The sequence below is a fragment of the Thermoplasmata archaeon genome, assembly GCA_038851035.1.
Lineage (GTDB): Archaea > Thermoplasmatota > DTKX01 > VGTL01 > VGTL01 > JAWCLH01.
On record JAWCLH010000008.1, the window covers coordinates 22500 to 46520 of the forward strand.

Genomic DNA, 24021 nt, shown 5'->3' on the forward strand with positions numbered 1-24021 from the left:
GAGGCCGGCAACGAGGGACAACGGGAAGCGCCGTGGGATTGGTTGGCGCGGGGTCAGAGACAGGGAAAATTGAACGGAACCAATCGAAAGAAAAAGATATTAAGGGGATTGTCGTTCGGGAGTTGGATGAATCATCCAACCGCTTCCAGAATGTGTCGCCAGCGACCAGCCCGCCTGTCCGGAGTCCTTCTAGCGAGCTGCCTCCTTCTCCAGGGCTTTGCCCTCGGAGGAGCTTCAGGGGAAGGGGAAGACGTAAGCGTCCTTATTTTCTTCGATGACACAGACTATCACTGGGTCAGCCTCGATGTCCGTTCTGGCACAAGCGCCCTCTGCGCCACCCTATCCGCCTGCGGGAGACTCGGACTAAAGCTGAACTATTCAATGAGCCAGTATGGAGCCTTCGTCACGGGCATCGGTGGTCTTGAGGCGCCCCTTGACTTCTCTTGGTGGTGGTACCTCCTAATCTGGAATCGGAGCTCTGCGCGCTGGGAAGAGGCTCCCGCCGGTGCCGGTGAACTCCAGGTGTCGGGTGGAGATAGCCTCTGCTGGTGCCCGAGCTCGCTCGCGCCCCCTGTGCCCAACCCGCTGACTAAGTATCCCTGGCCCTGCTTCAGGGGCGATTCCCGTAACAGAGGAGTAACCTCGGTCCCCTCGCCCGATAGGGCAAATGTGCTCTGGTTCACAGACCTATCCAACGGGCCCATCGATACCACGCCCGCGGTGGCCGACGGCAGGGTGTTTGTTTCGACCGGCGGCATCTACAACTGGAGCACCATGGCATACGACGCCCCACCCCATCTCTACGCACTCGACGCCGCCACGGGGAGGGTTATCTGGTCTGTGGAGACGACGGCGGCAGGCTGGCAAGTATCCTCTCCGGCGGTGAGGGGGGGGAGGGTGTTCATTGGAACCACGGACGGGAAGGTGATGAGCTTCAGCTCCGGAACCGGCGAGAGGCTCTGGAGCTTCAAGACTGCACCAAGCGCAACGGGCATCACCTCCTCGCCTGTTGCCACTGGAGAAGCCCTATACGCTGCATCGGGCGACGGCAGGCTCTACGCACTCTCGCTCGACGGAGAGGAACTGTGGAGCTTCGAGCTTGGCGGCCCAGCCTATATGTGCACTCCCGCCCTTTCAGAGGATAGGATATTCGCAGGTTCTGACGCAGGTGTGGTCTGGTGCGTGGGCGTCAACGGGAGCCCCGTCTGGAACTTCACCGTGGAGGGGAAAATCAGGGCCTCGCCCGTGGTATCGGGAAAGCGGGTCTATATCGTATCTACTATCTATAGCGGCTGGGAGGCCACAGGCGGCCGGCTCTACTGCCTAGATGCGGCCAATGGTCGGAGCCTCTGGCCCTCGCCCCTCGAGCTCAACGCCTCCACGGCCACTCCCACTGTCGCTAGGGGGACAATCTATCTGGGGACAGCCTCGGGGGTTCTTGGGGTGGACGAGAGCGGTCGAATTCTCTGGGAGGTACCGTCCTCGGGCCCGGTTCAGGCCTCCCCCTCGACCGACGGGAGGATGGTATATTTTGCAGAGAACTGCAGGAACGGAACGCTGAGAGCGGTTAACTCGAGCACGGGCGCACCCGCGTGGAGCATGATTCCAGAGCCCCACCAGTACCTCCTCTCCTCCCCCGCACTTTCAGACGGCCGCCTCTATTTTGGCTCCGACAATGGAAGGGTGTACTGCCTTGGACCCCTGGAGCAGCGCGCTGACCGGAACTCGGGAAAAGGAACCGGTCCGGGGATTTACCTCATCGTCCTCTTCATCGTCGCAACCGTCTCGCTGATTTTTATTATCTCGCTTATGCTCTGGAAACAGAAGGGGAGGGGCGGGTGTTGAGGCGAGGCGCCGCCGCCCTCACAGCTGTCGTCGCTGCGTCGCTTGTCTCACTTGTCCTCCTCATCGAGCTCGGCCCGCGCTCAGAGACGGCTCCTAGGGGCCGCGCTGAGGCGACGCTCGTAATCGACTTCGGCGGCCAAACACCCTCCCACCCCATGGGCCGCGCGAGCGTCGTGTGGTACCGAAATGGCAGCGTCGAGGCCACTCCAGGCCCCGCGGTCTGGACAATTCATCTGGAGCTGGAGGGCGCCACGGTCTATGACGCACTCGAGCACGCCTCCGGCGTCGCAGGCTTTACCCTCGAATCGGAGTGGTACCCGGGCCTGCGCTCGCACAGGGTGACCGGAATCGCGGGTGTCAGGGACGGCACGGATGGGCGATATTGGCAGTTCTGGGTTAACGGCGCCTATTCGAATTTAGGCGCGGACCTGACCCCGGTCTCAGATGGAGACCTGATAACCTGGGCCTTCAGGACCCCGCTGCAGTGATGCTGTCCCTTATCGCCCTCAGGTTCTCGGATATCGTCCCCTTCCCTTTGAAAATCGCGTTGCCAGCTACGAGAGCCCTCGCACCCGCTCTGACGACCGATGGCGCGTTATCGGGCCCGATGCCCCCGTCCACCTCTAGGACGATTTCCCTGCCGGCGAGCATCCTAGCAGCGGCCCTTATTTTCTCGAGCATCCCCGGTATGAACCTCTGGCCGCCGAACCCCGGGTTGACGGTCATTATGAGGAGGAGCTGGATGTCGTCGAGGACGAACTCGACCACCGAGAGTGGGGTCGAGGGGTTCAAGGCCACGCCCGGCCTCATTCCTTTCTCTCGGATGTGTTGGAGGGTCCTGTGCAGGTGGGGATCCGCCTCGGCGTGCACGGTCAGGTAGACCGCGCCCGCCCTCGCGAAGGGCTCGATGTAGTCTGCGGGATTCTCGACCATTAGATGGACGTCGAGGGGGACGGCGACCTTACCCTTCAGGCACTCGACCACGGGGGGACCGATGGTGAGGTTGGGGACGAAGTGGCCGTCCATCACATCGATGTGTAGCCAATCCGCCCCCGCCCCGACCGCCTCCTCTATCTGCGGGAGGAGGCAGGAGAAGTCTGCCGACAGAATCGAAGGGGATATCAAGACTCGTTGCATGCGGGGTGGAGGGGGTAGGTGGCTTATTACCCTTGCCGTCAAAAGCTTAATGAGGGGAGAGCGGGATTGAGGTCGGCGACGTAGAGGCAGAGCGAGAGGGAGGCAGGCGTGATGAAGATTTTCATAGATTCGGCTAACGTGGCCGAAATAAGGGAGGCGCAGAGCTGGGGGGTGCTCGACGGCGTCACAACCAACCCTAGCCTCATTGCGAAGGAGAACAGGGAGCCGAGAGAGCTGATTCAGGAGATCTGCTCCATCGTAGACGGCCCCGTGAGTGTCGAGGCGACGTCGCTCAAGGCCGACGGTCTGATTCGGGAGGCCGGGGAGCTCGCGGCGATGCATAGGAACATAGTGGTCAAGATACCGATGACGACGGAGGGCCTCAGGGCGATTCGCGAGCTGTCAAAGAAGGGAATAAGGACCAACGCCACACTCATCTTCACTCCGGTCCAGGCGATGCTCGCGGCCAAGGCGGGGGCGAGCTTCGTCAGCCCCTTTATCGGCAGGCTGGATGACGTGGGTTCAGTCGGTATGGACGTCGTCAGGGACACCCTCCTAATATTCAGGAACTACAACCTCAGGAGCGAGGTCATCGTGGCGAGCGTCAGGAACCCGCTACACGTTCTCGACGCCGCCAGGCTCGGGGCGCATGTAGCGACCATTCCTTTCAAGGTCATGGAGCTCCTGACGAGGCACCCTCTGACCACCGCGGGAATCGAAAAATTCCTCGAGGATTGGCAGAGGGTCCCAAAAAAGTAGCCGGGGGCAGGAATGGAGAGCGGTGCGACTGGGAGCGGTGCCCGGAATCGAGGCAACGCCACCTTTGCCTCAACCCCGACGATGGGCCCGGGAGAGGACGACGAGCTCCCTTCTGGGCCATCCTCCCCAGAGTCTCGCCAGCCCCTATCCCTTAGAATCGGATGGACCGGAGCGGCCCTGATTGCCGCCGGCCTCGCCCTAGCGCTGGCTATCATTATTTTTGAGGTCTGGAGATCCGGCGGGCCACCGGGGGCGTGGGCCCCGATACTCGCGGGAACCGTCGTCGGCGTGGGCCTGATGCTCATCGGTTTCCTCATCCACCTCCAGTCACTCATAACCACCTTCGAGCATCGCTCGAGTGCTCGCCACCGAGAGCTCGCGGAGAGCCACAGGGAGCTCGCGAGGAGGGTGGAGAGGCTCCACGCGATCCACGCTGCGCTGTCAACTCGAGACACCGGAGCGAACACTGCAGCGGTTCCTGAGGGTGGGGGGCCCGGCAGAGGGCCGGTCCGGGTCACCACGGCGGCGACCGCGGCCGTAAAAAGGGAGGGGATGGGGAAGGTGGGGCCCGGGAGGCCAAGACCGGCTGAAAAGTGCCCTGTGTGCTCACGCGAGTTGAAGGGGGGCCGGTGCGAGCGCTGCGACACCAGCGCGCAGATTCAGTCGGCCTATCTCGAGGTCAGCAAAGTTCAGAGCACGGGTGTGGCGGTGGAGGAATCGGCTAGCCTGCTCGCGAGCGCGCGCGAGTGCCTCGAGGCCGGTCAGTACGACGAGGCCCGGAAGTTCGTGGAGAGCGCCCTCCACTTTGCGAGAGTCTCCGCTGGAAGACACGACGAACTCAGCGCCCGCTTCAGGAAAGCGGAGGACGGGGTGCTCTCGCTCAGGGCCTCGGCGGGGACGGCTGACGAAATCACCGCCCTGAAGGGGTTGCTGGTGCAGGCGCGGGAGGAGATGAGCCGCGGGCTTTATGATGAGGCGGGGGAGACCCTCGACCGCGTCCTCAGGGCGGTCGAGGCGCTCGCGAAGCCCCAGCCGCGCGAGGCTGGAAAGCCCGAGAGGCCCTCGGCGGGTATCTCTAAGTGCCCGAAGTGCGGAAAGAGCGTGCTCACGGGGTGGCCGAAGTGCCCATACTGCCTCGCGCCTCTGAGCTGACACTTCACCACCTGCCCGGAAGGAGTGCCCTACCTTCCCCGTTCATCCCGCCTTGAGATAGGCCGCCACTCTTCCTCAATGGCCTCGCCTGACTCTCCACGGCCGTTGCTCAGCCAGGGCCACTGACTGGAATTCGAAGCCCAGCCCTCCGCGCCGCCGCTCGCGCCCCTGCATAGCCCGCGTCGGCGTGCCTGAGGACGCCTATGCCGGGGTCAGTCGTGAACACCCTCTGAATTCTTTTCTCCGCCTCCTTCGTGCCGTCGGCCACAACGACCATTCCAGCGTGAATCGAGTAGCCCACTCCGACCCCGCCGCCGCTGTGGATGTGGACGGAGTCCGCGCCGGCGGCACAGTTGAGAAGGGCGTTCAGGAGAGGCCAGTCCGCCACGGCGTCGCTGCCGTCGAGCATCCCCTCGGTCTCCCTGTTCGGAGAGGCCACGGAGCCGCAGTCGAGGTGGTCGCGGGTGATCGCAATCGGAGCCGAGAGCTCCTTTCTCCTAACCATCCTATTTATAGCTTTAGCGAACTGGGCCCTCTCGCCGAGGCCCAGCCAGCAGACCCTCGCGGGAAGGCCCTCGAACGGAACGTACTTCTCGGCGAGCTGAATCCAATTGACGAGCGTCCTGTTCTTTGGGAAGAGCCGGAGCACGACCCTGTCCGTCTTGAGAATGTCCTCAGGGTCGCCGGAGAGCGCTATCCAGCGGAATGGCCCACGGCCCTCGCAGAACATCGGCCTTATGTAGGCGCTGACGAAACCCGGGTAGGAGAAGGCCTCCTTCACACCCGCCTGAAGCGCCTGCCCGCGCAGGTTGTTTCCGTAGTCGAAGACCACCGCCCCCCTCTTCTGGAACTCAAGAAGCGCCCTGACGTGCGCCGCCATCGATTCATAGGACCGCCGGAGGTACTCCGCGGGGTCGCTCCTCCTGAGCTCCGCCGCCTCTCCAACACTCAGCCCCGCAGGGACGTAGCCGTTGAGGGCATCGTGGGCGGATGTCTGGTCGGTCACGAGGTCCGGGACGACGCCCCTCCTCACGAGCTCTGGGTGGGTCTCGGCGCAGTTCCCGACAAGGCCTATTGACAGCGCCTCGCCCCTATTTTTTGCGTCGAGGGCAATTTCGAGCGCCTCGTCGAGCTCCCCGACCATTTTGTCACAGAATCCCCTCTCCACCCTCCTCTTTATCCTCTCCGGGTCCACCTCCACGATGAGCGCCACCCCACCGGCCATTTTTATCGCGAGCGGCTGGGCTCCGCCCATGCCCCCGAGACCCCCGCTGAGCACTAGCCTCCCCTTCAGGCTCCCGCCGAAGTGCTTTCGCGCGGCGGCGGCGAAGGTCTCATAGGTCCCCTGTATAATTCCCTGGGTTCCTATATAGCACCAAGAGCCCGCCGTCATCTGACCGAACATCATTAGGCCCTTTTCCTCGAGCTCCCTGAAGTGCTCCCAGGTGGCCCAGCGTGGGACCAGGTTGGAGTTGGCGATGAGCACCCTCGGAGAATCCCGTGTGGTTCTGAAAACGCCCACCGGCTTCCCCGATTGAATGAGCAGCGTCTCGTCTCCCTCCAGCCTCCTCAGCTCCCTGACAATGGCGCGGAAGCAATCCCAATTCCGCGCCGCCCTTCCGGTCCCGCCGTAGACAATCAGCTCCTCGGGTCTCTCGGCATTCTCGAGATTGTTGTAGAGCATGCGCAGAATCGCCTCTTGGCGCCAGCCCCGACAGGAGATTCTGCTACCCCGGGGTGCCCTGAGGGGCATTTTCGGCGGTCTTCCCAGCTCCACCATTCCATCCACCCAGACCCCCATTGCCTCACCATCCAAAATCCTTTTCTCCACAGATGGTGGTGTTGATTGTGGTGGTCGAATGATAGTGGCGGACGTCAGCGTTGTCCCTATAGGAGAGGGGACGAGCGTGAGCAGGTTCGTCAGGAAGGCCGTCGAGGCCCTCGAGTCCTCTGGTCTGAAGACGATGCGGGGCCCGATGTCCACGAGCGTGGAGGCCAGGGACATCGACGAGCTCTTCGCGGCGGTGAAGGCGGCCCATCGAGCGGTCCTGGCCGAGGGAGCGAGGCGTGTGCTGACCACGATAAAAATCGACGAGAGGCTGGACAAGGAGCATACAATGAAGAGCAAGCTCGACGCAATAAAATAGGGGGTGGGGAATGATGCGCTCCACAAAGTCCGCGCTCGGAATCGCTCTCGTGATTCTCACTATGTTACCTCCCTTTCCCGGCACTTCCTACGCGTCACCGGACCTCGAAGGAGAGCACGGGGCCGGGGCGCCGGTCCACCGGAGCACCCCCGTTGAGGCGCCCGAGTGGGCGTCCGGGAGTTACTGGACCTACACCACTGACGAGGAGTTGCTCTACTGCGCCACACTGGAGAGCGCCACCCTTGTCGTCACCCACATCTCCGGCGCGCTGACGGAAACGCTCGCGGGCAAGGAGCTACTAGGCTCCACGTTCGTCTACAGACTCGAAGGAAGCCTCGCCCAGACCATCCGGGGGAATCTCACGGTCTACATCGGCGGCTTCCCGGTAACGACGCCCGTTACCTGGCCGCTCGTCGGCAACACCACGGAGCTGCTCAGGGTCGCGGATCTGGCCACGCTCTATACCTTCTCGCACCTTGTAGTGGACATGGGCACCCTCGGAAGCCTTCAGGTCGACACCTCTTCCTCCTTCTCCCCTCCGCTCGAGAGCTATAAATTCCCCCTCTCCCCCGGCCTCAGCTGGCGCCTCAGCTCGACCGTGAGCGCATGGACCCGGACCTCGGGAAGCATGGGGGCATTCGAGTACAACACCACCACCGTCATAGAGGCCATGGCTACGGTGGCCGGCGAAGAAACGGTCCCGACCCCGGTAGGTGCGCTGCGCTGCCTCAACATCACCCACCGCGGGACCAGCACCACACCTGGCGGGTCCCCGGAGCCCTACAACAGGACCATTCTTTATTCACCGGGGGCTGAGAAAGAGGCCATCAAGACCTCCGGGCTCGGCTGGGCCCCCGTCGCCCTCGCCCTCTCCGATTTCAAGGTCAATCACGCGCCGAGGGTAGTTTCGCCCCCAACCCCCGTCTCCTTCCCCGAGGACACCGTTGACACCTCCCTGAATCTCTCGGGTATTTTCTCGGACCCGGACAATGGCGACGAGCTGAGGTTCAGCGCCTCCGGCCTGGCCAACATCAGCGCGCAGGTGGATGCCCGAACGGGAGCGGTGAGGCTTGTGCCCCCACAGAACTGGAGCGGCTCAGAAACCGCACGCTTCAGGGCACAGGACTCTCGTGGCGCCGCCTGCGAGACCTCCCTACAGATCACAGTGACCCCCGTTAACGACCCGCCCTTTGTCTCAGCCCCGCTCGGCGCGGTCGTGATGGACGAGGATACCGTGGACGAGACGCTCAACCTCACCCCCCACTTCTCCGACCCGGACCTCCTCTACGGGGACGGGCTCAATTTCTCCTTCAGGAATAATGGAAGTGTGGCAGTTCAGGTCCATGCGAACGGCACCGTCCTCCTCTCCCCCCTGACGAACTGGAGCGGGTTCGTCAATATCACATTTGTGGCGACTGACCTCGAGGGCGAAAAGGCGGAGGGGATACTGGAGCTCGCCGTCCGCAACACCCCTGACGCTCCCGTCTGCACCTGCGCCACCCACCGCCTCGAGGTTCCTGAGGACGGAGCGCTCACCCTCAGCCTTCCGGAGCGCTTCTTCGACGCAGACCTTCCCTACGGGGATAGGTTGGTCTTCAGCGCCTCCTCAGCTCTGCCCGGGATGGTACTAGACATCGAGCCCGGGAGGTGGGAGCTCCGCGTCACCCCTCCATCCAACTTCAGCGGCTCTGCGCCCCTGCTCTTCCGCGCCACGGACTCCACAAATATGAGCGCAGAAGAGGAGGTGGAGCTCTCTGTTGTTCCTGTCAATGACCCGCCCGTAATTCTGGCAAGCTATCCCGTCGAGAGAAGCGTGTCGCTGCCCGAGAACTCCACTCTAGAATTCCACGCGGTCGCCATGGACGCTGACTCTCCCGCCCTCCAGTATCTTTGGTTCCTTGACGGCGCAGTTGTGGGCGAGGGGCCCTCGTTCAATCTCACGCCCACCTTCGACTCCGCTGGCGTCCACGACCTGCGCATAAGGGTCTCGGACGGCGAGCTGGAGGCTGAAGCGGATTGGAGAGTCACCGTCCTGAACGTAAACAGGCCACCCCAGAACGTCCGGGTTCTCTCACCCGCGGAGGGAGCCAGAATTCAGAAGGGGAGGAAGGTTGTTCTCAGGGCCTGCGCGACCGACCCGGACGGGGACGCGCTCACCTTTGTCTGGAAGGAAAGCGGGAGGGTGCTGGGAACGGGCGAGCTGCTGGAGCTGGGAGGATTCAAGGAGGGAAGGCACACGCTCACAGTCTTGGTCAGTGACGGAAACTCGACCGTGGATGCCTCGGTCTCGTTCGCGGTCGCACCTCCACCCTCTTCGAGCTCGCCGGCCCCGGGGGGCCCGATGCTCCTGCTCGCCGCGCTCGCGCTCCTGTATGCGAAGAGATTTTTTCTGGAGAGGGAGAGGCGAGAGATAGAAAAAATTAAATTCGATGTAACAGATGAGCGGTGATGGGCAGGGCCCTCCCGGCGCCCCGTGCGCAAATCAATACGCGCGGCGGCTCAGACCGGAGGCCTAGAGTGCGGCACACTGATGCACGGCGGTGCGGCGGCAGGTGAAATCGGGCCATTGTATTTTGGGGGGAAAAGGTTGGTGCGGCCCATCGGCCCGGGGCCGGAGCGAGACTCTACAGGAGGGCTGGGACTGAGTCTGAACCACCAACCTACATCGCTGGCGGCGAGGGGGCGCGGGCATGGAGGGGGAGAGGGATGAGGCGCGAGTTCTGAAAATAGCCCGCGCCCTTTCCTACATCAACTTCTCGTCTCTTGAGAGCTGGTACGGGCATCCCGGATTCATCAAGATATTCCAGGGACTCAAGGAGAGCGGTCCGGACCTCGGATGGGCGCTAGTGATTGGCGGAATGGAGAGGGCCCTCCTTGGCGACAGGAGCACCCCGCCCGAGATCTACTCCGGAATTCTAAAAGAGAACAGAGTGACGATTCTGCATCTCCTTGGGCTCTTTCCACAGCACCCGCCCATCAGGCTCCATGGAAGGGGCTTTAGAATACACGGCCTGAGTCCCTTTCATGCGGACATAGCGCCGCATCTCCAGAGGGTACTGGAGCGCTTCGGGAAAGGAGAGCTCGGACTCGAGGGCCTCGGGGAGGAGCTATACCGCCTCCACACGAGCGACATGAGGGACTCCTTGTACTACCACGCTCTTCTGGCCGCTCGCGCCGTGCGCCACCCCGTTTCTGCCCACCTGCTCTGGAAGGCGGTCACGCTCCTTCCAAGTGGCGGTCTAGGGGGTTCCGAGGTCGAGCGCTCGATTCAGAGGCTCGAGCTATGCCAGAAAGAGCAGCTTAGCCTGGCGCTGCTCAGGGACCCGAGGTCCGGGAGCGCCCGTCTGGAGAGGTACCTGCCGGCCTGTCCGGGCGACACCACAGCCATTCCCTCTGGGACAGTACAGCCGCCCGTCGTCGCGCTTTTCCCCGGCGCACCCCACCCCGCAGAGCCGACTCCACATCCAGAAGACTACATGACGAAGGCGAGGCGCTTTCTAAAGGAGCGCGGGGTTCCGGAGTGGAGCCCCGGGTCACCAAGATTCCCTGGCCTCGAGGGCCTCTCCACCGCCTCGCTCGAACGCCTCCTAGCGCCCTTCCTTCTGAGGTGCTTCTCCCGTCCGGGAGAGCTAATCGACAATAGCGAGCTGATTCTGGCGGTGGGTCCTCCAGAGGTGGACAAACTGGCCCTGCTCCGCTCCATCGCGGGCGGGCTCGGCCTAATATTCAAGATGGTGCCCTGCCACCAGCTCTATTCGCGCTGGGCCGGAGAGACGGAGAGCAAAATCATCGCGGCTCTCTCTGCGGCCAGAGAGGAGGCGGAAAGGGGTGGGGCACCGGCAATGGTCGTATTCCCGAGCTCCGCCGACCTACGCGAGGGTCGGGGCTCGAAAGGGCTGCGTAGGAGCGAGACCCGTGAGTTGCCGCTCCCGTCAGCTTGTGGAGGGCTCGGAGGCGAGCCGGGTGCGCTCTATGAGGACCGCGGGGCCGGAGGCAGCCCGGACCAGGACGTAATTCTCGCCCTGGCCGCCCTCCTCACTGGCCCGAGAAAGCTCGAGGCCTTGGGCGCGAGCCGGCGCCCAGTTCTTCCTGTCGCCACCGCCCCCTCGGCGTCGGTATTGGACTCGGTGCTGAGGAGCAGGCTCACAGTCGTTCGCTTTGACCCGCCGAGCGAGGAAGAGCTCGAGCGGCTGCTAATCCAGAACGTCGTCGGGAGATACCTCGTCTGCGATTTTGAGAGAGTGTCCTTCGCCTCGCTCGCGTCGGAGGCGCGGGGGCTCATGCCCGCTGACATCGCCGCTGCTGCCAGGGCGGCGAAGCTACGCGCACTACAGAGAAGGGCCCGAGAGCTCGGGACGAGCCTCTCCTCTGCGCCCCCCGGGCTCAGGGAGAGAATTCGCGACAGTTACATCATTCTTGAGGAGGACCTCAGGGCGGCGATTCGCGCGAGGAAAGGGGGCCCAGCGGGCGAGAGGGGTGGGCGCGCTCGCGAGCTCTCTTGCGAGCTCTCTTTAATCAATGGCCAGCCGAGACTTGGGCAGGCTCGCCTTTACAGATGGAGCGACGGGGAGGGGTCTCATTGAATTTCAGCCCCGAGCAACCCCGGAACCAGGAGGAGGGCCCGGGCGCGGGGAAGAGAGTTGAGACAGTTCGAAGGGGGTGAGGAGACGTTTGTCTGCGCGGGATGCGGGAGGGTCGAGAGGGAGATTGCCGCAACATGTCCGGAGTGCGGTTCCGTGATGAGGAGCGAGAGGGAGCTGGTGCATAGGTGGGTAGGAAGCCCCGGGCCAAATCAGGGCTTCATGCTGAACTGCAGAGAGAGGAGTCGGGTTGCATTCATGGACTACGAAATCGCCAACGAGCTGCCCTACTGCCCCTTCTGCAGAAAAGAAATCGAGTATAGGCCGCGTAATCTTCTAGGGAGCGAGGGCGCAGAGCTCTGAGAGTTTTGTGGCGCGGGCCGCGGATGCGGCCTCAAGGAAGTCCCGCTCTTCTCCCGTCCAGCTCAGCAGCCTATTGCGTGTGGCGAGGTCTCTTTCCCCCGGATTTCTCTCGTAGTAGAGGAAATATAGGGGAGGGGCGTAAGAAAAGGATTATAGAGGGGTAAAGCATATCTGCCTATGCATCGACGCTGGAGGGAGAGGATGGTTAAAAGTAGGGCTAAATCCACATGGATTGTCATCCCGAGCTGCGCAGGCCTGTTCCTGTGGAAAAAAAAGAAGGCAGAGCCTTCCCCACCCTCCACGCCCACGCAGCCATCGCCACCACCGGGAGGCGGGGCTGGTGTCCCTCCCTCCCTCACGCCCGTAGCGCCGCCCCAGCCCGCCCCGCTCTCCGGCAGTATGGGAACGGAGTCGTATCCTAAGGCCAAGCCCGCACCACCGGAAAAGCTCAGAGAGTGGGCCGAATTCGAGAGAATTTATGGCCAGCCCCATCCCGAGGCCGGAGGCTGGGTCAACCCCCCGCCCGCCGGATGGGTCAGCGGTGGAAGGCCTAGGTGCCCCGTGGATGGCTTCAGCGTCTCCTACGAGGTCTTCAGCGGCCAGTACTTCTGCTCCCGGTGCAACAAGAGGTACACAAAGGAAGAGGTCGCTCCCAAGGGGCCCTCGCGCGAGTACGAGTATTTTGCAGTGAGCGCTTCCCGCGTGAGGTCGGAGGAGGAGGCAGGGGAGGCCTCGAGCCGCCCGGCCGGTGAATCGGCCCCACAGCCGCTCTGGCTGAGCGCTGGCGCGACGTTGGAATCCGGCGGAGAGGAGGCTTCACCGGCGGAGACTGGGCCCTCTCCCGAAACTGCCGGAGCGCCCGAGCCGTCCCCTAGAGAAGAGATGGAGTCACCGGAGGGCACACCAGCCGCTCAGCCGGAACCGGTCACCGAAGCGGAGCCGGTCCCCCCCTCCGCAGAGCCCCTACCTGAGGCCGAACCAGCGGAGCTAGAGCCGGGCGCCGGAACTACCGAAGCCGCCCCCAGGGGAGAGACCCCAGAGAAGCCGAGAAAACCGGAGGGCGGCTGAGGGTCTAGGCGATGCCCAGCCCCTCCCCCTTTGATTTTTCCGTTTAGCTCTACGAATAGGCGTGGTGGCGCGGAGCGAGACCGCTACGCTGAATCTGATGCCTCTCGCGCACCGCCCTCGCCAGTCAGCAAAAATAATATATTCTACCTGACTGTATGGTGCCCTCCCTGAGAGGGATGAGATGGTACAGTTCACGGCTGTGATATCCGACCCGAAGACGGGGAAGTCGTACCAGACAGTGGTCTCTGGACACCACGCCAACTCCCTGATCGGAAAAAAAATAGGCGATGAGTTCGACGGAATCTTCGTGGGCCTCCCGGGCTACAAGCTCGTTGTCAGGGGCGGGAGCGACAAGGACGGGTTCCCAATGAGGAAGGACCTTCCGGGACCAAGGAGGCGGGAGGTTCTGGTGAGCAGGAGCACCGGCTACAGGATGGGCGAGCCCGGCGTCCGCCGGAGAAGGCATTTTAGGGGAAACACAATCTCTCCCGAAATCGTGCAGATCAATCTGAGAATCTCTGCCCACGGCTCCAAGCCGATCGAGGATGCACTGAAGGCGAAGGGAGATCAGGCCCAGCCCCAAGCGAAGAAGGCCTGAGCAGAAGGGAGCGAAGGATGAAGGTTCCGACTCAGCCTGTGGTCAACATCGGGATGGTCGGCCACGTCGACCATGGCAAGACCACCCTCACGAAGGCCCTCACGGGCGAGTGGACCGATAGGCACTCCGAGGAGATAAAGAGGGGCATAAGCATCAAGCTCGGCTACGCCGACGCCGCCTTCTACAGATGCCCCAAGTGCGGCGAGCCGGAGTGCTTCTCGACCAAAGAGGAGTGCCCCGTTTGCAACTCGAAAACGGAGCTCCTGCGCTCCGTGTCCTTCGTCGACTCTCCCGGCCACGAGACCCTGATGGCGACAATGCTATCGGGCGCGGCCCTGATGAACGGCGCGCTCCTCCTGATAGCGGCCAACGAGCCCTGTCCACAGCCCCAGACCCGCGAGCACCTGATGGCGCTGGACATCGTGGGCATAAAGAACATTATCGTCGTGCAGAACAAGATAGACATCGTCAGCGAGGAACAGGCCGTACAGAACTATCGTGAGATTGAGGAGTTCTGCAAGGGAACGGTTGCGGAGGGCGCACCCATCGTGCCAGTCTCCGCACACCACGACGCAAACCTGGACATCTTGATTCAGGCGATAGAGAAAACCATACCGACTCCTAGGCTGGACCCCGATAAGCCCTCGAGAATGTACATCGCGAGGTCGTTCGACGTCAACCTTCCCGGTACAAGGCCCAGGGAACTTAAAGGCGGAGTGGTGGGCGGGTCGATTATCCAAGGGACCCTGAGCGTCGGCGAGGAAGTAGAGATTCGGCCCGGCCTTAGGACGGCCGACAAGAAGCCGCACTGGGAGCCGATACGAACGAGGGTTGTCTCCCTCGTCTCAGGAGGAAGGGAGGTGAAGAGCGCCGCACCCGGCGGGCTTGTGGGGATAGGAACGGAGCTAGACCCCTTTTTCACGAAGTCCGACGCACTCGTGGGCAACATGCTCGGGGCGCCCGGGACCCTACCACCCGTCTGGGACACTCTGGTCCTTAAAACCCATCTTCTCGAGAGAATGGTCGGCACGCAGGAGGCGGCGGAGGTCAAGGAAATCAAGACCAAGGAGCCCCTGATGCTCAACGTGGGCGTGGCAACGACGGTCGGGGTGGTGACGGCCTGCCACGGCGACATCTGCACATTCTCCCTCAAGCTCCCTGTGTGCGCCGAGAAGGGCCAGAGGGTCGCGCTCAGCCGGAAGGTCGGGGGCAGGTGGCGGCTGATTGGATACGGGGAGATTCAGTAGCGGGCCGGAGGGGGAGGGAGTGACCGGCGAGGGCGGCGGGGAGGAGCGAATTCAGAGGTGGAAGACAAAAATGGTGAGGGAGGGGGGAGGGCCTCTCGTCGTGCTAGACGCCAACGCGCTCATGATGCCCTTCCAGTTTTCGATCAATCTTGACGCAGAGCTCCAGCGAGTCCTCCCGGGATGCAAGGCGGTCGTGCCCTCCTCGGTGGTCGAGGAGCTCCGCGCCCTCAGCGCCTCGAAAAAGCGTCCCGAGGCGAGGGCGGCGCTCGAACTCGCGAAGCGCTATAGAGTTGTAGAAGCGGAGGGCGGGGGGGACGAGGCTGTTCTGAGCGCGGCCCTCAGGATCGGCGCGGTGCTCCTGACCAACGACGCCTCGCTCAGAAAGAGGGCAAGGGGGGCCGGGCTGAGGGTGATGTACCTGCGGGGGAGGGGCCATCTCGAGATTCTGTGAGGGGCGACAGATCACCGACGACGCCTCGTTTCTCCACCCTCCGGGGCCACATCGAGATCCTGTGAGTGGTGACCGTCTGCCCGGACCGGCCGGGACAGCGCGGGCCCGGGCGGGATCGCAACGGGGCCCTCCGGTCGCGCGCCGGGCCCTCACTTCGGCGGCTTCAGAACCCCTCTCTTCTCTTTGAGCGCCGCCTGCGCGGCCGCGAGCCTGGCTATCGGCACGCGGTAGGGCGAGCAGCTCACGTAGTCCAGATTGATGATGTGGCAGAACTCTATCGCCTGAGGCTCGCCCCCGTGCTCCCCGCAGATGCCGAGCTTCAGGTCCGGGCGGGTCTTCCTGCCCCACTCGACGGTGATCATCATTAGCCTCCCCACGCCCTTCACGTCCAGAATCTCGAAGGGGTTGTCCTGCAGAATTCTGCGCTCGTTGTAGAGCGGGAGGAATTTGTTCTCCGCGTCCTCGCGGGAGAAGCTGAAGGTCGCCTGAGTCAGGTCGTTCGTGCCGAACGAGAAGAACTCGGCCATCTCGGCGAGCCTCCCGGCCCTCATGCACGCCCTCACCACCTCGATCATCGTCCCGAGCTTGTACGGGACAGTGACGCCGAGCCTCTCGGTGACCCTCTGCTCCACCTTCTTTATTATCCCCTGCACCCACTTCAGCTCCTGCGCGGTGCAGACCTGAGGGACCATTATCTCGACCCTCACGTCCACTTTGTCCTTGATGAGCTCCCCAGCGGCCTCGAGAATGGCCTGTATCTGCATTTCATAGATGTCGGGGTAGGTGATCCCGAGCCTGACGCCCCTGTGCCCGAGCATAGGGTTGACCTCCCTGAGCGCCCTGACCTTCCTCAACGTCTCGAGCTTCTTCTCGATCGCCCTTTTGTCCAGCCCGAAGGACCTGAGCTTGGCCAGATTCTTCACCATCGTCCCGTCCATCGCCAGGACGCTCTCGAGCTGGGGGTCGAGCGCCCTGATTATGCCGGGCAGGTTGTTCAGGTCCTCGATGACCGACCTGAACTTCTCGATGTTCCTGATGTCGCACTGAATCTCCTCCTCTGACGGGAGGAACTCGTGGAGGGGCGGGTCCAAGAGGCGGACGGTGACGGGCAGGCCCTCCATCACCCTGAATATCGCCTTGAAATCCTGCTTCTGGAGGGGCAAGAGGCGCGCGAGCAGCGCCGCCCTCTCCTCTTTCTTTTCTGACAGAATGAGCTCTTGGAATATGGGGAGGCGGTCGGGCGCGTTGAACATCCTCTCCGTCCTGCAGAGACCGATGCCCTCCGCGCCGAACCTTCTGGCGGTCCGGGCGTCATGGGGAGTGTCGGCGTTGGCCAGAACCCTCAGCCTCCTAAACTCGTCGGCCCAAGAGAGAACCAAATTGAACTCCTCCGACATTTCGGGCTCCCTCATCGGGACCTCCCCGAGCCACACCCTACCCGTTCCCCCGTCTATAGTCAGGACGGTCCCCTCCTCAATCTTGTGGTCCTTTATGTAGGCGGACTTCTCCAGATGGTTGATTCTGATGTCCCCGCAGCCGGAGACACAGGGCTTGCCGATGCTTCGCGCCACGACCGCGGCGTGGCTGGTCTTTCCGCCCACCGCTGTAAGAATTCCCTGGGCGTGGAAGAAGCCGTGGACGTCCTCGGGCTTGGTCTGCTCCCTGAGGAGAATAACCTTCTTCCCGGCCTTACCCTCCCTCTCCGCGTCGTCCGCGGTGAAGACCACCCTCCCAGAGGCGGCACCGGGCGACGCCCCGATTCCGGTCGCTATGGGCGGCTCGCTGAACTTCGGATCAATCTGCCTGTACATCAGCTGCACGAGCTGGGCGGGCTGGAGCCTGAGAATCGCCTCCTCCTTCGTGAGCACACCGTCCCTGACCATGTCCACGGAGGTCCGGACCGCGGCGGCGGCGTTCATCTTGGCGTTGCGGGTCTGGAGCATCCAGAGCTTTCCCTCCTCCACCGTGAACTCGATGTCCTGGACCTCCTTGAAGTGCTTCTCCAGAGTCTCCCTGACCTTCAGGAGCTGCTCGTAGACCTCGGGCATTTGGTGCTTCAGCTCCGCAATCGGCCTAGGGGTTCGAATTCCAGCGACGATGTCCTCGCCCTGGGCGGACATCAGGTAGTCGCCGAAGAAGACGTTCTCGCCCGTCCCTGGGTCCCGGGTGAAGGCGACGCCCGTGGCGGATCGCGGGCCCAGGTTGCCGAAGACCATCGCCTGAACATTGGCGGCGGTCCCGTTGGCCATTTCAAGGGTTATCTTGAACTCCCTCCTATAGTCCACGCACCTCTTCCCGTTCCATGAGGCAAAGACCGCCCTTATCGCCAGCGCGAGCTGCTCATAGGGGTCGGAGGGTATCGGGCGGCCGTAGTTCCCCCTCACAATCAGCTTGTAGACGTTCACCAGCTCCCTCAGGTCCTCGGTGGTGAGGTCGGTGTCGTACTTTGCCTTTCTGTCCTTCTTCATCGTCTCCATGGCGCGGTGGAACTGATCCGCGTCTATGCCCAGCGCGATGGAGCCGAAGAGCGATATGAAGCGCCTGTAGGAGTCCCAGGCGAATCTCTCGTTCCCGCTCTTTTTAGCCAGGCCGACGACGGTCTCGTCGTTGAGGCCCAGGTTGAGAATCGTGTCCATCATTCCCGGCATCGATATCGCGGCCCCGCTCCTGACGGACACGAGGAGCGGGTTGGCTGGGTCGCCGAAGCGCTTGCCCATCTCCCTCTCCACCGAGGCCATCGCGGTCCTGACCTGGCCCATCAGCTCCTCCGGGAACCTCTCTCCATTGTCGAAGTACTCGACGCAGGCCTGCGTGGTGATGACGAAGCCCGGCGGGACAGGGAGGCCTAGCCTAGTCATCGCACAGAGGCCCGCGCCCTTTCCGCCGAGGAGCTTCTTGTTCTCCGGGTCGCCCTCGGAGAAAAGGTACACGTACTTGTTCTCCATCTCACTCCCCCTCCCGGCCCATGAGCCTGCCCTGTAATTTACTTTTCGTAACGGCGATGGGGCTTCCGCGCCCAGCGAATTCCACCGCCCGGAGCGCCTCCGGCTCATTCGAGTGCCGGGCCCCCACATTCACTCCCCTCCCCCCATCGGTGATATTAACCCCGCGGGCTGGAGGGGAGAGACGGCGGGGGGCGCGGCCGTTCCTCCGGCGAGGGAGGGAGGGGTGGAGCCTGACGGCGGAGGTAGCTCCTGGGAAGCGCCCGGCGGTGCCTGCCGGTGAGGGAGCGGAGCCCGCGCGAGGCGAGGGCTCCTTCGTCCTCGACGCCTTCCCCGACCACCGGACCGGCAGGATGGTGGTCTGGCTCGCCGGGCCGGGGGGGGCTAGGAGGCTCGCCTTCCGCTACCTTCCCGATTTCTATATCCACGGCCCACCCTCGGAGCTCGAGAGAGCGAGGTGGCGCTTTCTGGACGCGGGCCTCTACGACTGCGAGCTGACCAGCCGCCGGATAGGAATCGGGAGCGAGAGGCTGCACAAGGTGCTCCGGGTGGTCCCCCGGGTGCTTGGCCTGCACATGCGCGCCGCCCGCGCCGCGGACTTCTTCGGCGGCTACGGCCGCCTCCGCTTCTACAATCTGGACGTGGAGCTGGGCCAGCGCTTTCTTCTCGAACAGGGCCTCTTCCCGATGGCTAGGGTGAGGTACCTTGGAGGCTGGGAGCTGCTGGACAACAGGCTGTCGGTGCACTACCCGCTCCCGCCCCTGCGCGTTGCATGGCTCCGGGTCCGGGTGAGGAAGAGCGGCCTCCTGCCCTCCTTCAGCGACCCGCTGGAGGCAGTGGAGCTCGGCGGGGAGAGAATCTCGGGGGGCGAGGAGGGGGCTCTGAGGGAGCTGGCAGCGCTCGTCCGCAGGCTGGACCCGGACGTTATTCTCACCGACGGCGGCGACTCCTTCGACATCCCCTACCTCTACCACCGCGCCCGCCTCGCCGGTCTGGAGGGCTTCCAGCTCGGGCGCGAGCCCGGGCCCCGCCGACCGGAGAGGGGGGAGAAGAGCTACTTCACCTACGGCCGAATTCTGCACAGGCCAGCCTCCTACCACCTGCGCGGCCGGCTCCACATCGACCGGCGCTCGTCGTTTCTATATCAGGAGGGCGGGCTCGAGGGCGTCGTGGAGCTCTCGAGGCTCTCGGGCATCCCCCTCCAGAGGATGGCCCGCTCCTCGCCGGGGACCGCCATAAGCGCGATGGAGGTCAACCTAGTGCTCTCCGAGGGAGGGCTGGTGGCGTGGAAGAAGAACCTCCCGGAGGACTTCAAGAGCATGAGGACCCTCCTCTCGGCGGACAGGGGCGGCTTCATATTCGAGCCCGCGGTCGGCCTGCACGGGAGGGTTCTGGAGGTTGACTTCGCCTCGATGTACCCGCACATAATGGTCCTGCACAACATAAGCCCCGAGACCGTCAACTGCCCCTGCTGCCGGCCGCAATGGGGTGGAGATGGGGAGGAGAGGGGTGGAGGGGACCGGCCCGGCGCCGGGGGCGATGAGCCACGCCGGGGGGCCGGGGGCGCGTGGTCCGGAGGGAGCGGGAGAAGCGAGCCACCCCCGGAGGCCGGGGCCGGGAGTGCCGGAGGGAGAGAAGGGGGAGGAGCGCGGACCGGGGCCCGCGCTCCGGGTGGGCGGGATGAGCTCCGCCAGAGGGCCGGGACCGGAGGCCCCGGAGGAGCCGGGGGGAGAGGACCTCCATCCGGGAACGCGGCTTCTGACGCGCGCATGGATGCTGGAGAACCGGGCTCGCGAAGGCGCTCGGGCGGGTCATCGCGGCCTCCTGACGCGCGTGTGGATACCGGAGGGCGGGGGCCCCACGCCTCCGGACGCGCCGGGGGGTGCGGCGGCCTCCCCGTTCCCGGGCTGGGCTACTGGACGTGCGCTAGGAGGAGGGGCATCATACCCAGAATTCTCGAGCCGCTGGTCAGGCGGAGGCTGGAGCTGAAGGCGCTGAGGAGGAGGCCGGGCGACAGGTGGGACAGGAGGGCGAGGTGCCTCAAGCCCCTGCTCGTGACGTGCTTCGGCTACACGGGCTACCGCAACGCCCCCTTCGGGAGAATCGAGTGCCACGAGGCGATCAACGCCCACGGCCGGGAGATTCTGCTCGAGAGCGCCAGAATCGCGGAGAGGAGGGGCTTCGAGGTCCTGCACGGCATAGTGGACGCGCTCTGGCTGAGGGGGCCCCTGGAGGAGAGGGCTGGTCTTATTGAAGAGATATCCCGGGCCTCGGGAATTCCCCTCTCGGAAGAAGGCGTGTACAGGTGGCTGGTCTTCCTGCCCTCCAAGGGGACCGGGGCCGGGGCCCTGAACCGCTACTACGGTCTGTTCGAGAGCGGGGAGCTGAAGCTGCGCGGCGTCGCGGCGCGCAGGCACGACAGCCCGTCGCTGGTCCGCGCCCTCCAGGCGGGGATGCTGGAGGCCCTGGCAAAGGGTGAGGACGCGGCCGGCTTCATGCGGCGAATTCCGGATGCGCTGGATGTCGTGAGGGAGTTTGCGCGGAGGGTTCTGGACGGCGGCTGCGCGCTCGAGGAGCTCGTGCTGACCAGAAGGGTCTCGAGGGCCCTCGAGGATTATGTCCAGTTCAACGAGACACGCGCCGCGCTCGCCGCGCTGAGGAGAGCGGGCGTCAGCGTCCCGCCGGGGGAGGCTGTGAGGTACGTTCTGGTGGACGGGGGCGGGGGGAGGGGAGAAGCCGTGCCCGTGGAGACCCTGCGCGGGACGGAGAGCTACCACAGGGGGGACTACCTCCGCCTCCTCCTCAGGGCCGCCGAGGAGCTTCTCCTGCCCTTCGGGTATGATGAGGAGAGGCTGGACAGAATTCTTAGTGGGCGCGACACCGTCCAGACGGCGCTGGGGGCGGGCGCGGGGCCGGGGCCGGTTTGTTGAGGGGAGAGGGCCTCGGCCGGGGGGCCGCGGGCGGATGCCATCCCGGGCCCGTTATCAAGTATCATGAGGCAACGGCGGAGGCCGGTCGGTTTTCCGCATGTGGAGTCCTGAATTAAGTTCCTCTCGTTGATTTGAGTTCATGTCCCGGACCCCCTCTCTACCGTGAATCCCTCTTCCAATAGATAGGCAGGGGCATATCTGGCAACCATCTTGATGTTCTCCCTGATGAATGCCCTTCTCTTTGCAGGCCACATCGCACTCCTTGCGCTTCTTGCTCCAGTGCTGCCTTCTGTAGTTATAGCAGCTTAATGCCCTCTCAAGCCCTTCGAAATGCCGGATGAGCTTCATAATAGCTCCCGCCGCCTTCTCCACTTTCCTGTTGGATTGAGAATGGGAATTGTGTTCCATGGTCGGTCAGGAGCTGCCTGGGCTTGCCATAAGACGCCACAGCCTTTTTGAGGGCTCTTAGACTATTCTGAGCGGTGGCATTTTTATATCTCTTGCCCTCATTACATATTCCCTCTCTTCATCGGTGATTAACTTAGGGGATGCCCCGGGCTTTTTAGGATATGGATATTCGCCCCTCTCCCTATACCGCGGTAGAGCTCCCATACCCACCGTTCCGATATCTTCTGTATCCTTGCAAGTTGAGATGCAGAGGCCTCACCCTTTTCCATCTCCCTGATGAGCCATCTGAGCTTTCTCCTTGTGAGCTTCCGTATGTATTGATATGGTTTTAGGGCTCTTATATTTGCCGAGAGGAAGTTATTTCGGGATTCGACAGCCGGCCCCTGGCATGGACCCCCCCAAAACTGTTAAATAAGATGCAGGTCGTTGACTCATCCCGGCTCCCTCAGGGGGTGGTGGTGATGGAAGATAGCAGTGGTCGTGTCCGGACGTTCGTCAGAGGGCTCGATGAGCAGATGGAGGGTGGAATTCCACGGGGGCACGTCGTCCTGGTCTGCGGCACGCCGGGAACAATGAAGTCCTCCCTGAGCTGGAGCATCCTCTGGCGCAACGCGCGAGAAGCTGGGAGCCGGAGCATCTACCTATCTCTCGAGCAGAGCGAGCGCTCTCTGAGGGCCCAAATGGAACGAATGGGGATGGGTCTGGCGGGGCTCGAGGAGAGGATGAGCGTCATAGACTTGGGTACCATTCGGGCAGAGATGGCCAAGGCGGGGATTGAGTCCGATAGAGAGAACTGGGCCAGAGTCGTCAAGGGACTTGTCCAAGAGGCGAAGGAGAGGGGAGGTCTGGACCTTCTGGTCCTTGACTCACTCGACGCCTACGAGCTGCTGTTCGAGCGCTCCATATCCCGCAACGAGATGTTCACCTTCTTCGAGTCACTGAGGCAGCTGGACTGCACGGTTTTCCTGATTTCGGAGATGTCTCCCGACTCGAGCAGGTACAGTAAGTTCGACGAGGGTTTTCTGGCCGACGGCATCATCCACCTTAAGCTGGCAGAAGTGAGCGACATAGACGTCCAAAGGAGAATTCGGGTCGTGAAGATGAGGGGCACGAAGCATGCCCCCGGCTACTTCACCCTTCTCGTGGAGGGCGGGGAGTTCGCGGTCACGAAGGCGATTCTGAAGTAGCCCCGCTCCTCGCGCCGCGCGGGCCCCGAGCGCTCTCAATGAACCGGCGGTATGGCAACGCTCTCGATAGCAAACAGCCCGGAGGAGTTCGGAACCGAGCCTGGCGCCCAGTTCGCATATACACGTGGTTGCGCAGAAAAAACATAATAACCTGCAGCGACATGCTGCATCGGACCCGCGGGGAGCACTGGAATGACCTTTGAGATAATCCTTGACTCCAGGCCCACCGGAGCGGAGGAGCCGGAGCTTGAGCGTGTCGCTCTTCGATTTCTCCGGCTCATCGGCTACCTCCCGCCCGGCTACGACACTCGCACCGGGGCGTCCGATGCGCTCGAGAGTATCCCCTACAGGCTCTTTGTGGATTGTTTCCTAGGAAACCCAGAAAAGGCCTGGAGCGTCGGAGAGCTCGCGCGCGCCCTTGGGACCTCAATCCCAACCGTCTACCGCCATCTCGACAAGCTCGCCGCCCTCGACCTCTTGGGGCAAGGCAGCCTAGAGGGCGACCTCTCCCGGAAGGGCTACTTCCTTCGCTACCACGACCTCAGGCGAGCCTGGAGGTTCACCGAGGTGAATGTGGAGCTCTCGATGGCATCTTACCGCAGAGTGGTGGACATTATTCAGGCCTCGGTCGGGACGGAGAGGAAGAGGGACGAGGCCGAGCCCTCCCGGAATTCGGTCTCGGCGGGGGCAGAGAGGGAGTTCCGCATCAGGGTCGTCAACCACCGCTTCAACTTCAGCGATAGGTGGGACAAGCTTGCGGTCGAACTCCTCACCGCGGCGGACTATCTCTCGGATATAGGGCCAATGGACCTGAAGAGGGCGAAGCGCAGCATACCCTTCCGCCTCCTTGTGGAGTGTCTTCTTAAGCGGCCGGAGGCGGGCTGGACAATTGACGAGCTCTCCACCACGCTCGAGACCACGAAACCCACGGTCTACCGTTACCTCCGCAGGCTCGGCCAGCTCGGGGTACTCGAGCGGAGCCTCCCCGGGGAGAGCACGCCGGAGGACGCTGGAGCGGCGCTCCAGAAGAGGCGCTTCAGAATTCGAAGGGGTAACCTCTCTAAGGCGTGGAACGTGACGGAGTGGTACGCGAAATCGGTGATGAAGAGCTATCGGAGAACGGTGGAGCGCATAGCCGAGCTTGCTGAGGAGGGGAGGGAGAAGAGGAGCAGCTCTCAGTGAGAGGTGGAGCGGGGAATCGGTGGGC

At 63.3% G+C, this 24021-nt stretch carries 19 protein-coding genes; 15 read left to right on the top strand and 4 right to left on the bottom strand.

The features are described 5' to 3' along the window. Positions 1-126 precede the first annotated feature (126 nt). Together QW379_03960 and QW379_03965 are read left to right on the top strand one after the other, a co-directional pair. Complete coding sequence (locus QW379_03960) at positions 127-1845, top strand: PQQ-binding-like beta-propeller repeat protein (GenBank protein ID MEM2869562.1); 1719 nt, start codon at positions 127-129, stop codon at positions 1843-1845. After that, positions 1842-2333, top strand: coding sequence for a DUF4430 domain-containing protein (locus QW379_03965; protein MEM2869563.1), 492 nt, complete (start codon positions 1842-1844; stop codon positions 2331-2333). Before QW379_03960 ends, QW379_03965 begins: the two co-directional genes overlap by 4 nt. On the opposite strand, the gene rpe is transcribed toward QW379_03965, so the two are convergent. Then, positions 2314-2982 (bottom strand): ribulose-phosphate 3-epimerase, encoded by a 669-nt coding sequence (rpe, locus tag QW379_03970; protein ID MEM2869564.1) that lies wholly within the window; start codon positions 2980-2982, stop codon positions 2314-2316. The two genes, QW379_03965 and rpe, sit on opposite strands and share 20 nt — an antisense overlap. Positions 2983-3093: 111 nt before the next feature. On the opposite strand from rpe, the gene fsa reads away from it, so the two are divergent. Together fsa and QW379_03980 are read left to right on the top strand one after the other, a co-directional pair. Next, positions 3094-3741: a fructose-6-phosphate aldolase gene (fsa, locus tag QW379_03975; protein MEM2869565.1), complete on the top strand. Its 648-nt coding sequence runs from the start codon at positions 3094-3096 to the stop codon at positions 3739-3741. 12 nt (positions 3742-3753) lie between these two features. Continuing rightward, positions 3754-4893, top strand: coding sequence for a zinc ribbon domain-containing protein (locus tag QW379_03980; protein ID MEM2869566.1), 1140 nt, complete (start codon positions 3754-3756; stop codon positions 4891-4893). A 109-nt stretch (positions 4894-5002) separates the two neighbouring features. Here the strand turns inward: QW379_03980 and hutU are convergent, their stop codons facing one another. Continuing rightward, positions 5003-6646 (bottom strand): urocanate hydratase, encoded by a 1644-nt coding sequence (hutU, locus tag QW379_03985; GenBank protein MEM2869567.1) that lies wholly within the window; start codon positions 6644-6646, stop codon positions 5003-5005. A 106-nt stretch (positions 6647-6752) separates the two neighbouring features. On the opposite strand from hutU, the gene QW379_03990 reads away from it, so the two are divergent. From QW379_03990 to QW379_04025, 8 genes are all read left to right on the top strand, one after another. Continuing rightward, entirely contained in the window at positions 6753-7040 is a 288-nt protein-coding gene (locus QW379_03990; protein ID MEM2869568.1) for an MTH1187 family thiamine-binding protein, read from the top strand. Positions 7041-7050: 10 nt separating this feature from the next. Further along, the gene (locus QW379_03995; protein ID MEM2869569.1) at positions 7051-9489 is read left to right on the top strand and encodes a tandem-95 repeat protein; all 2439 of its coding nucleotides are present in this window, start codon (positions 7051-7053) and stop codon (positions 9487-9489) included. A gap of 241 nt (positions 9490-9730) precedes the next feature. Next, positions 9731-11623: a hypothetical protein gene (locus QW379_04000; protein ID MEM2869570.1), complete on the top strand. Its 1893-nt coding sequence runs from the start codon at positions 9731-9733 to the stop codon at positions 11621-11623. A gap of 57 nt (positions 11624-11680) precedes the next feature. Further along, the gene (locus QW379_04005) at positions 11681-11983 is read left to right on the top strand and encodes a hypothetical protein (GenBank protein MEM2869571.1); all 303 of its coding nucleotides are present in this window, start codon (positions 11681-11683) and stop codon (positions 11981-11983) included. 177 nt (positions 11984-12160) lie between these two features. Next, complete coding sequence (locus QW379_04010) at positions 12161-13051, top strand: hypothetical protein (GenBank protein ID MEM2869572.1); 891 nt, start codon at positions 12161-12163, stop codon at positions 13049-13051. A gap of 181 nt (positions 13052-13232) precedes the next feature. Beyond that, positions 13233-13649, top strand: a complete 417-nt coding sequence (locus QW379_04015; GenBank protein MEM2869573.1) for a 30S ribosomal protein S6e — start codon at positions 13233-13235, stop codon at positions 13647-13649. A 17-nt stretch (positions 13650-13666) separates the two neighbouring features. Then, complete coding sequence (locus QW379_04020) at positions 13667-14896, top strand: translation initiation factor IF-2 subunit gamma (GenBank protein MEM2869574.1); 1230 nt, start codon at positions 13667-13669, stop codon at positions 14894-14896. 19 nt (positions 14897-14915) lie between these two features. Then, complete coding sequence (locus tag QW379_04025; GenBank protein ID MEM2869575.1) at positions 14916-15347, top strand: twitching motility protein PilT; 432 nt, start codon at positions 14916-14918, stop codon at positions 15345-15347. Between the two features lie 149 nt (positions 15348-15496). Here the strand turns inward: QW379_04025 and ppdK are convergent, their stop codons facing one another. Further along, positions 15497-18292, bottom strand: coding sequence for a pyruvate, phosphate dikinase (ppdK, locus tag QW379_04030; GenBank protein ID MEM2869576.1), 2796 nt, complete (start codon positions 18290-18292; stop codon positions 15497-15499). 266 nt (positions 18293-18558) lie between these two features. Here ppdK and QW379_04035 point away from each other — a divergent pair, with 266 nt between their 5' ends. Continuing rightward, complete coding sequence (locus QW379_04035) at positions 18559-21219, top strand: DNA polymerase domain-containing protein (protein MEM2869577.1); 2661 nt, start codon at positions 18559-18561, stop codon at positions 21217-21219. A gap of 465 nt (positions 21220-21684) precedes the next feature. Here the strand turns inward: QW379_04035 and QW379_04040 are convergent, their stop codons facing one another. Continuing rightward, positions 21685-21831, bottom strand: coding sequence for a hypothetical protein (locus QW379_04040; GenBank protein ID MEM2869578.1), 147 nt, complete (start codon positions 21829-21831; stop codon positions 21685-21687). Between the two features lie 212 nt (positions 21832-22043). On the opposite strand from QW379_04040, the gene QW379_04045 reads away from it, so the two are divergent. Together QW379_04045 and QW379_04050 are read left to right on the top strand one after the other, a co-directional pair. Continuing rightward, entirely contained in the window at positions 22044-22814 is a 771-nt protein-coding gene (locus QW379_04045) for an ATPase domain-containing protein (GenBank protein MEM2869579.1), read from the top strand. Positions 22815-23006: 192 nt separating this feature from the next. Further along, positions 23007-23996 carry a hypothetical protein gene (locus QW379_04050; protein ID MEM2869580.1) on the top strand — a complete coding sequence of 330 codons (990 nt, stop codon included), beginning with the start codon at positions 23007-23009 and terminating at the stop codon, positions 23994-23996. Positions 23997-24021: the final 25 nt, after the last annotated feature.

Coding starts and splice junctions, on each gene's coding strand:
- QW379_04000 (MEM2869570.1), top strand. CDS start 9,731: ATGGAGGGGGAGAGGGATGAGGCGCGAGTTCTGAAAATAGCCCGCGCC.
- QW379_03960 (MEM2869562.1), top strand. CDS start 127: ATGAATCATCCAACCGCTTCCAGAATGTGTCGCCAGCGACCAGCCCGC.
- hutU (MEM2869567.1), bottom strand. CDS start 6,646: ATGCCCCTCAGGGCACCCCGGGGTAGCAGAATCTCCTGTCGGGGCTGG.
- QW379_03990 (MEM2869568.1), top strand. CDS start 6,753: ATGATAGTGGCGGACGTCAGCGTTGTCCCTATAGGAGAGGGGACGAGC.
- fsa (MEM2869565.1), top strand. CDS start 3,094: ATGAAGATTTTCATAGATTCGGCTAACGTGGCCGAAATAAGGGAGGCG.
- rpe (MEM2869564.1), bottom strand. CDS start 2,982: ATGCAACGAGTCTTGATATCCCCTTCGATTCTGTCGGCAGACTTCTCC.
- ppdK (MEM2869576.1), bottom strand. CDS start 18,292: ATGGAGAACAAGTACGTGTACCTTTTCTCCGAGGGCGACCCGGAGAAC.
- QW379_04040 (MEM2869578.1), bottom strand. CDS start 21,831: ATGGGAGCTCTACCGCGGTATAGGGAGAGGGGCGAATATCCATATCCT.
- QW379_04020 (MEM2869574.1), top strand. CDS start 13,667: ATGAAGGTTCCGACTCAGCCTGTGGTCAACATCGGGATGGTCGGCCAC.
- QW379_04010 (MEM2869572.1), top strand. CDS start 12,161: ATGCATCGACGCTGGAGGGAGAGGATGGTTAAAAGTAGGGCTAAATCC.
- QW379_04050 (MEM2869580.1), top strand. CDS start 23,007: ATGACCTTTGAGATAATCCTTGACTCCAGGCCCACCGGAGCGGAGGAG.
- QW379_03995 (MEM2869569.1), top strand. CDS start 7,051: ATGATGCGCTCCACAAAGTCCGCGCTCGGAATCGCTCTCGTGATTCTC.
- QW379_04045 (MEM2869579.1), top strand. CDS start 22,044: ATGCAGGTCGTTGACTCATCCCGGCTCCCTCAGGGGGTGGTGGTGATG.
- QW379_04015 (MEM2869573.1), top strand. CDS start 13,233: ATGGTACAGTTCACGGCTGTGATATCCGACCCGAAGACGGGGAAGTCG.
- QW379_03980 (MEM2869566.1), top strand. CDS start 3,754: ATGGAGAGCGGTGCGACTGGGAGCGGTGCCCGGAATCGAGGCAACGCC.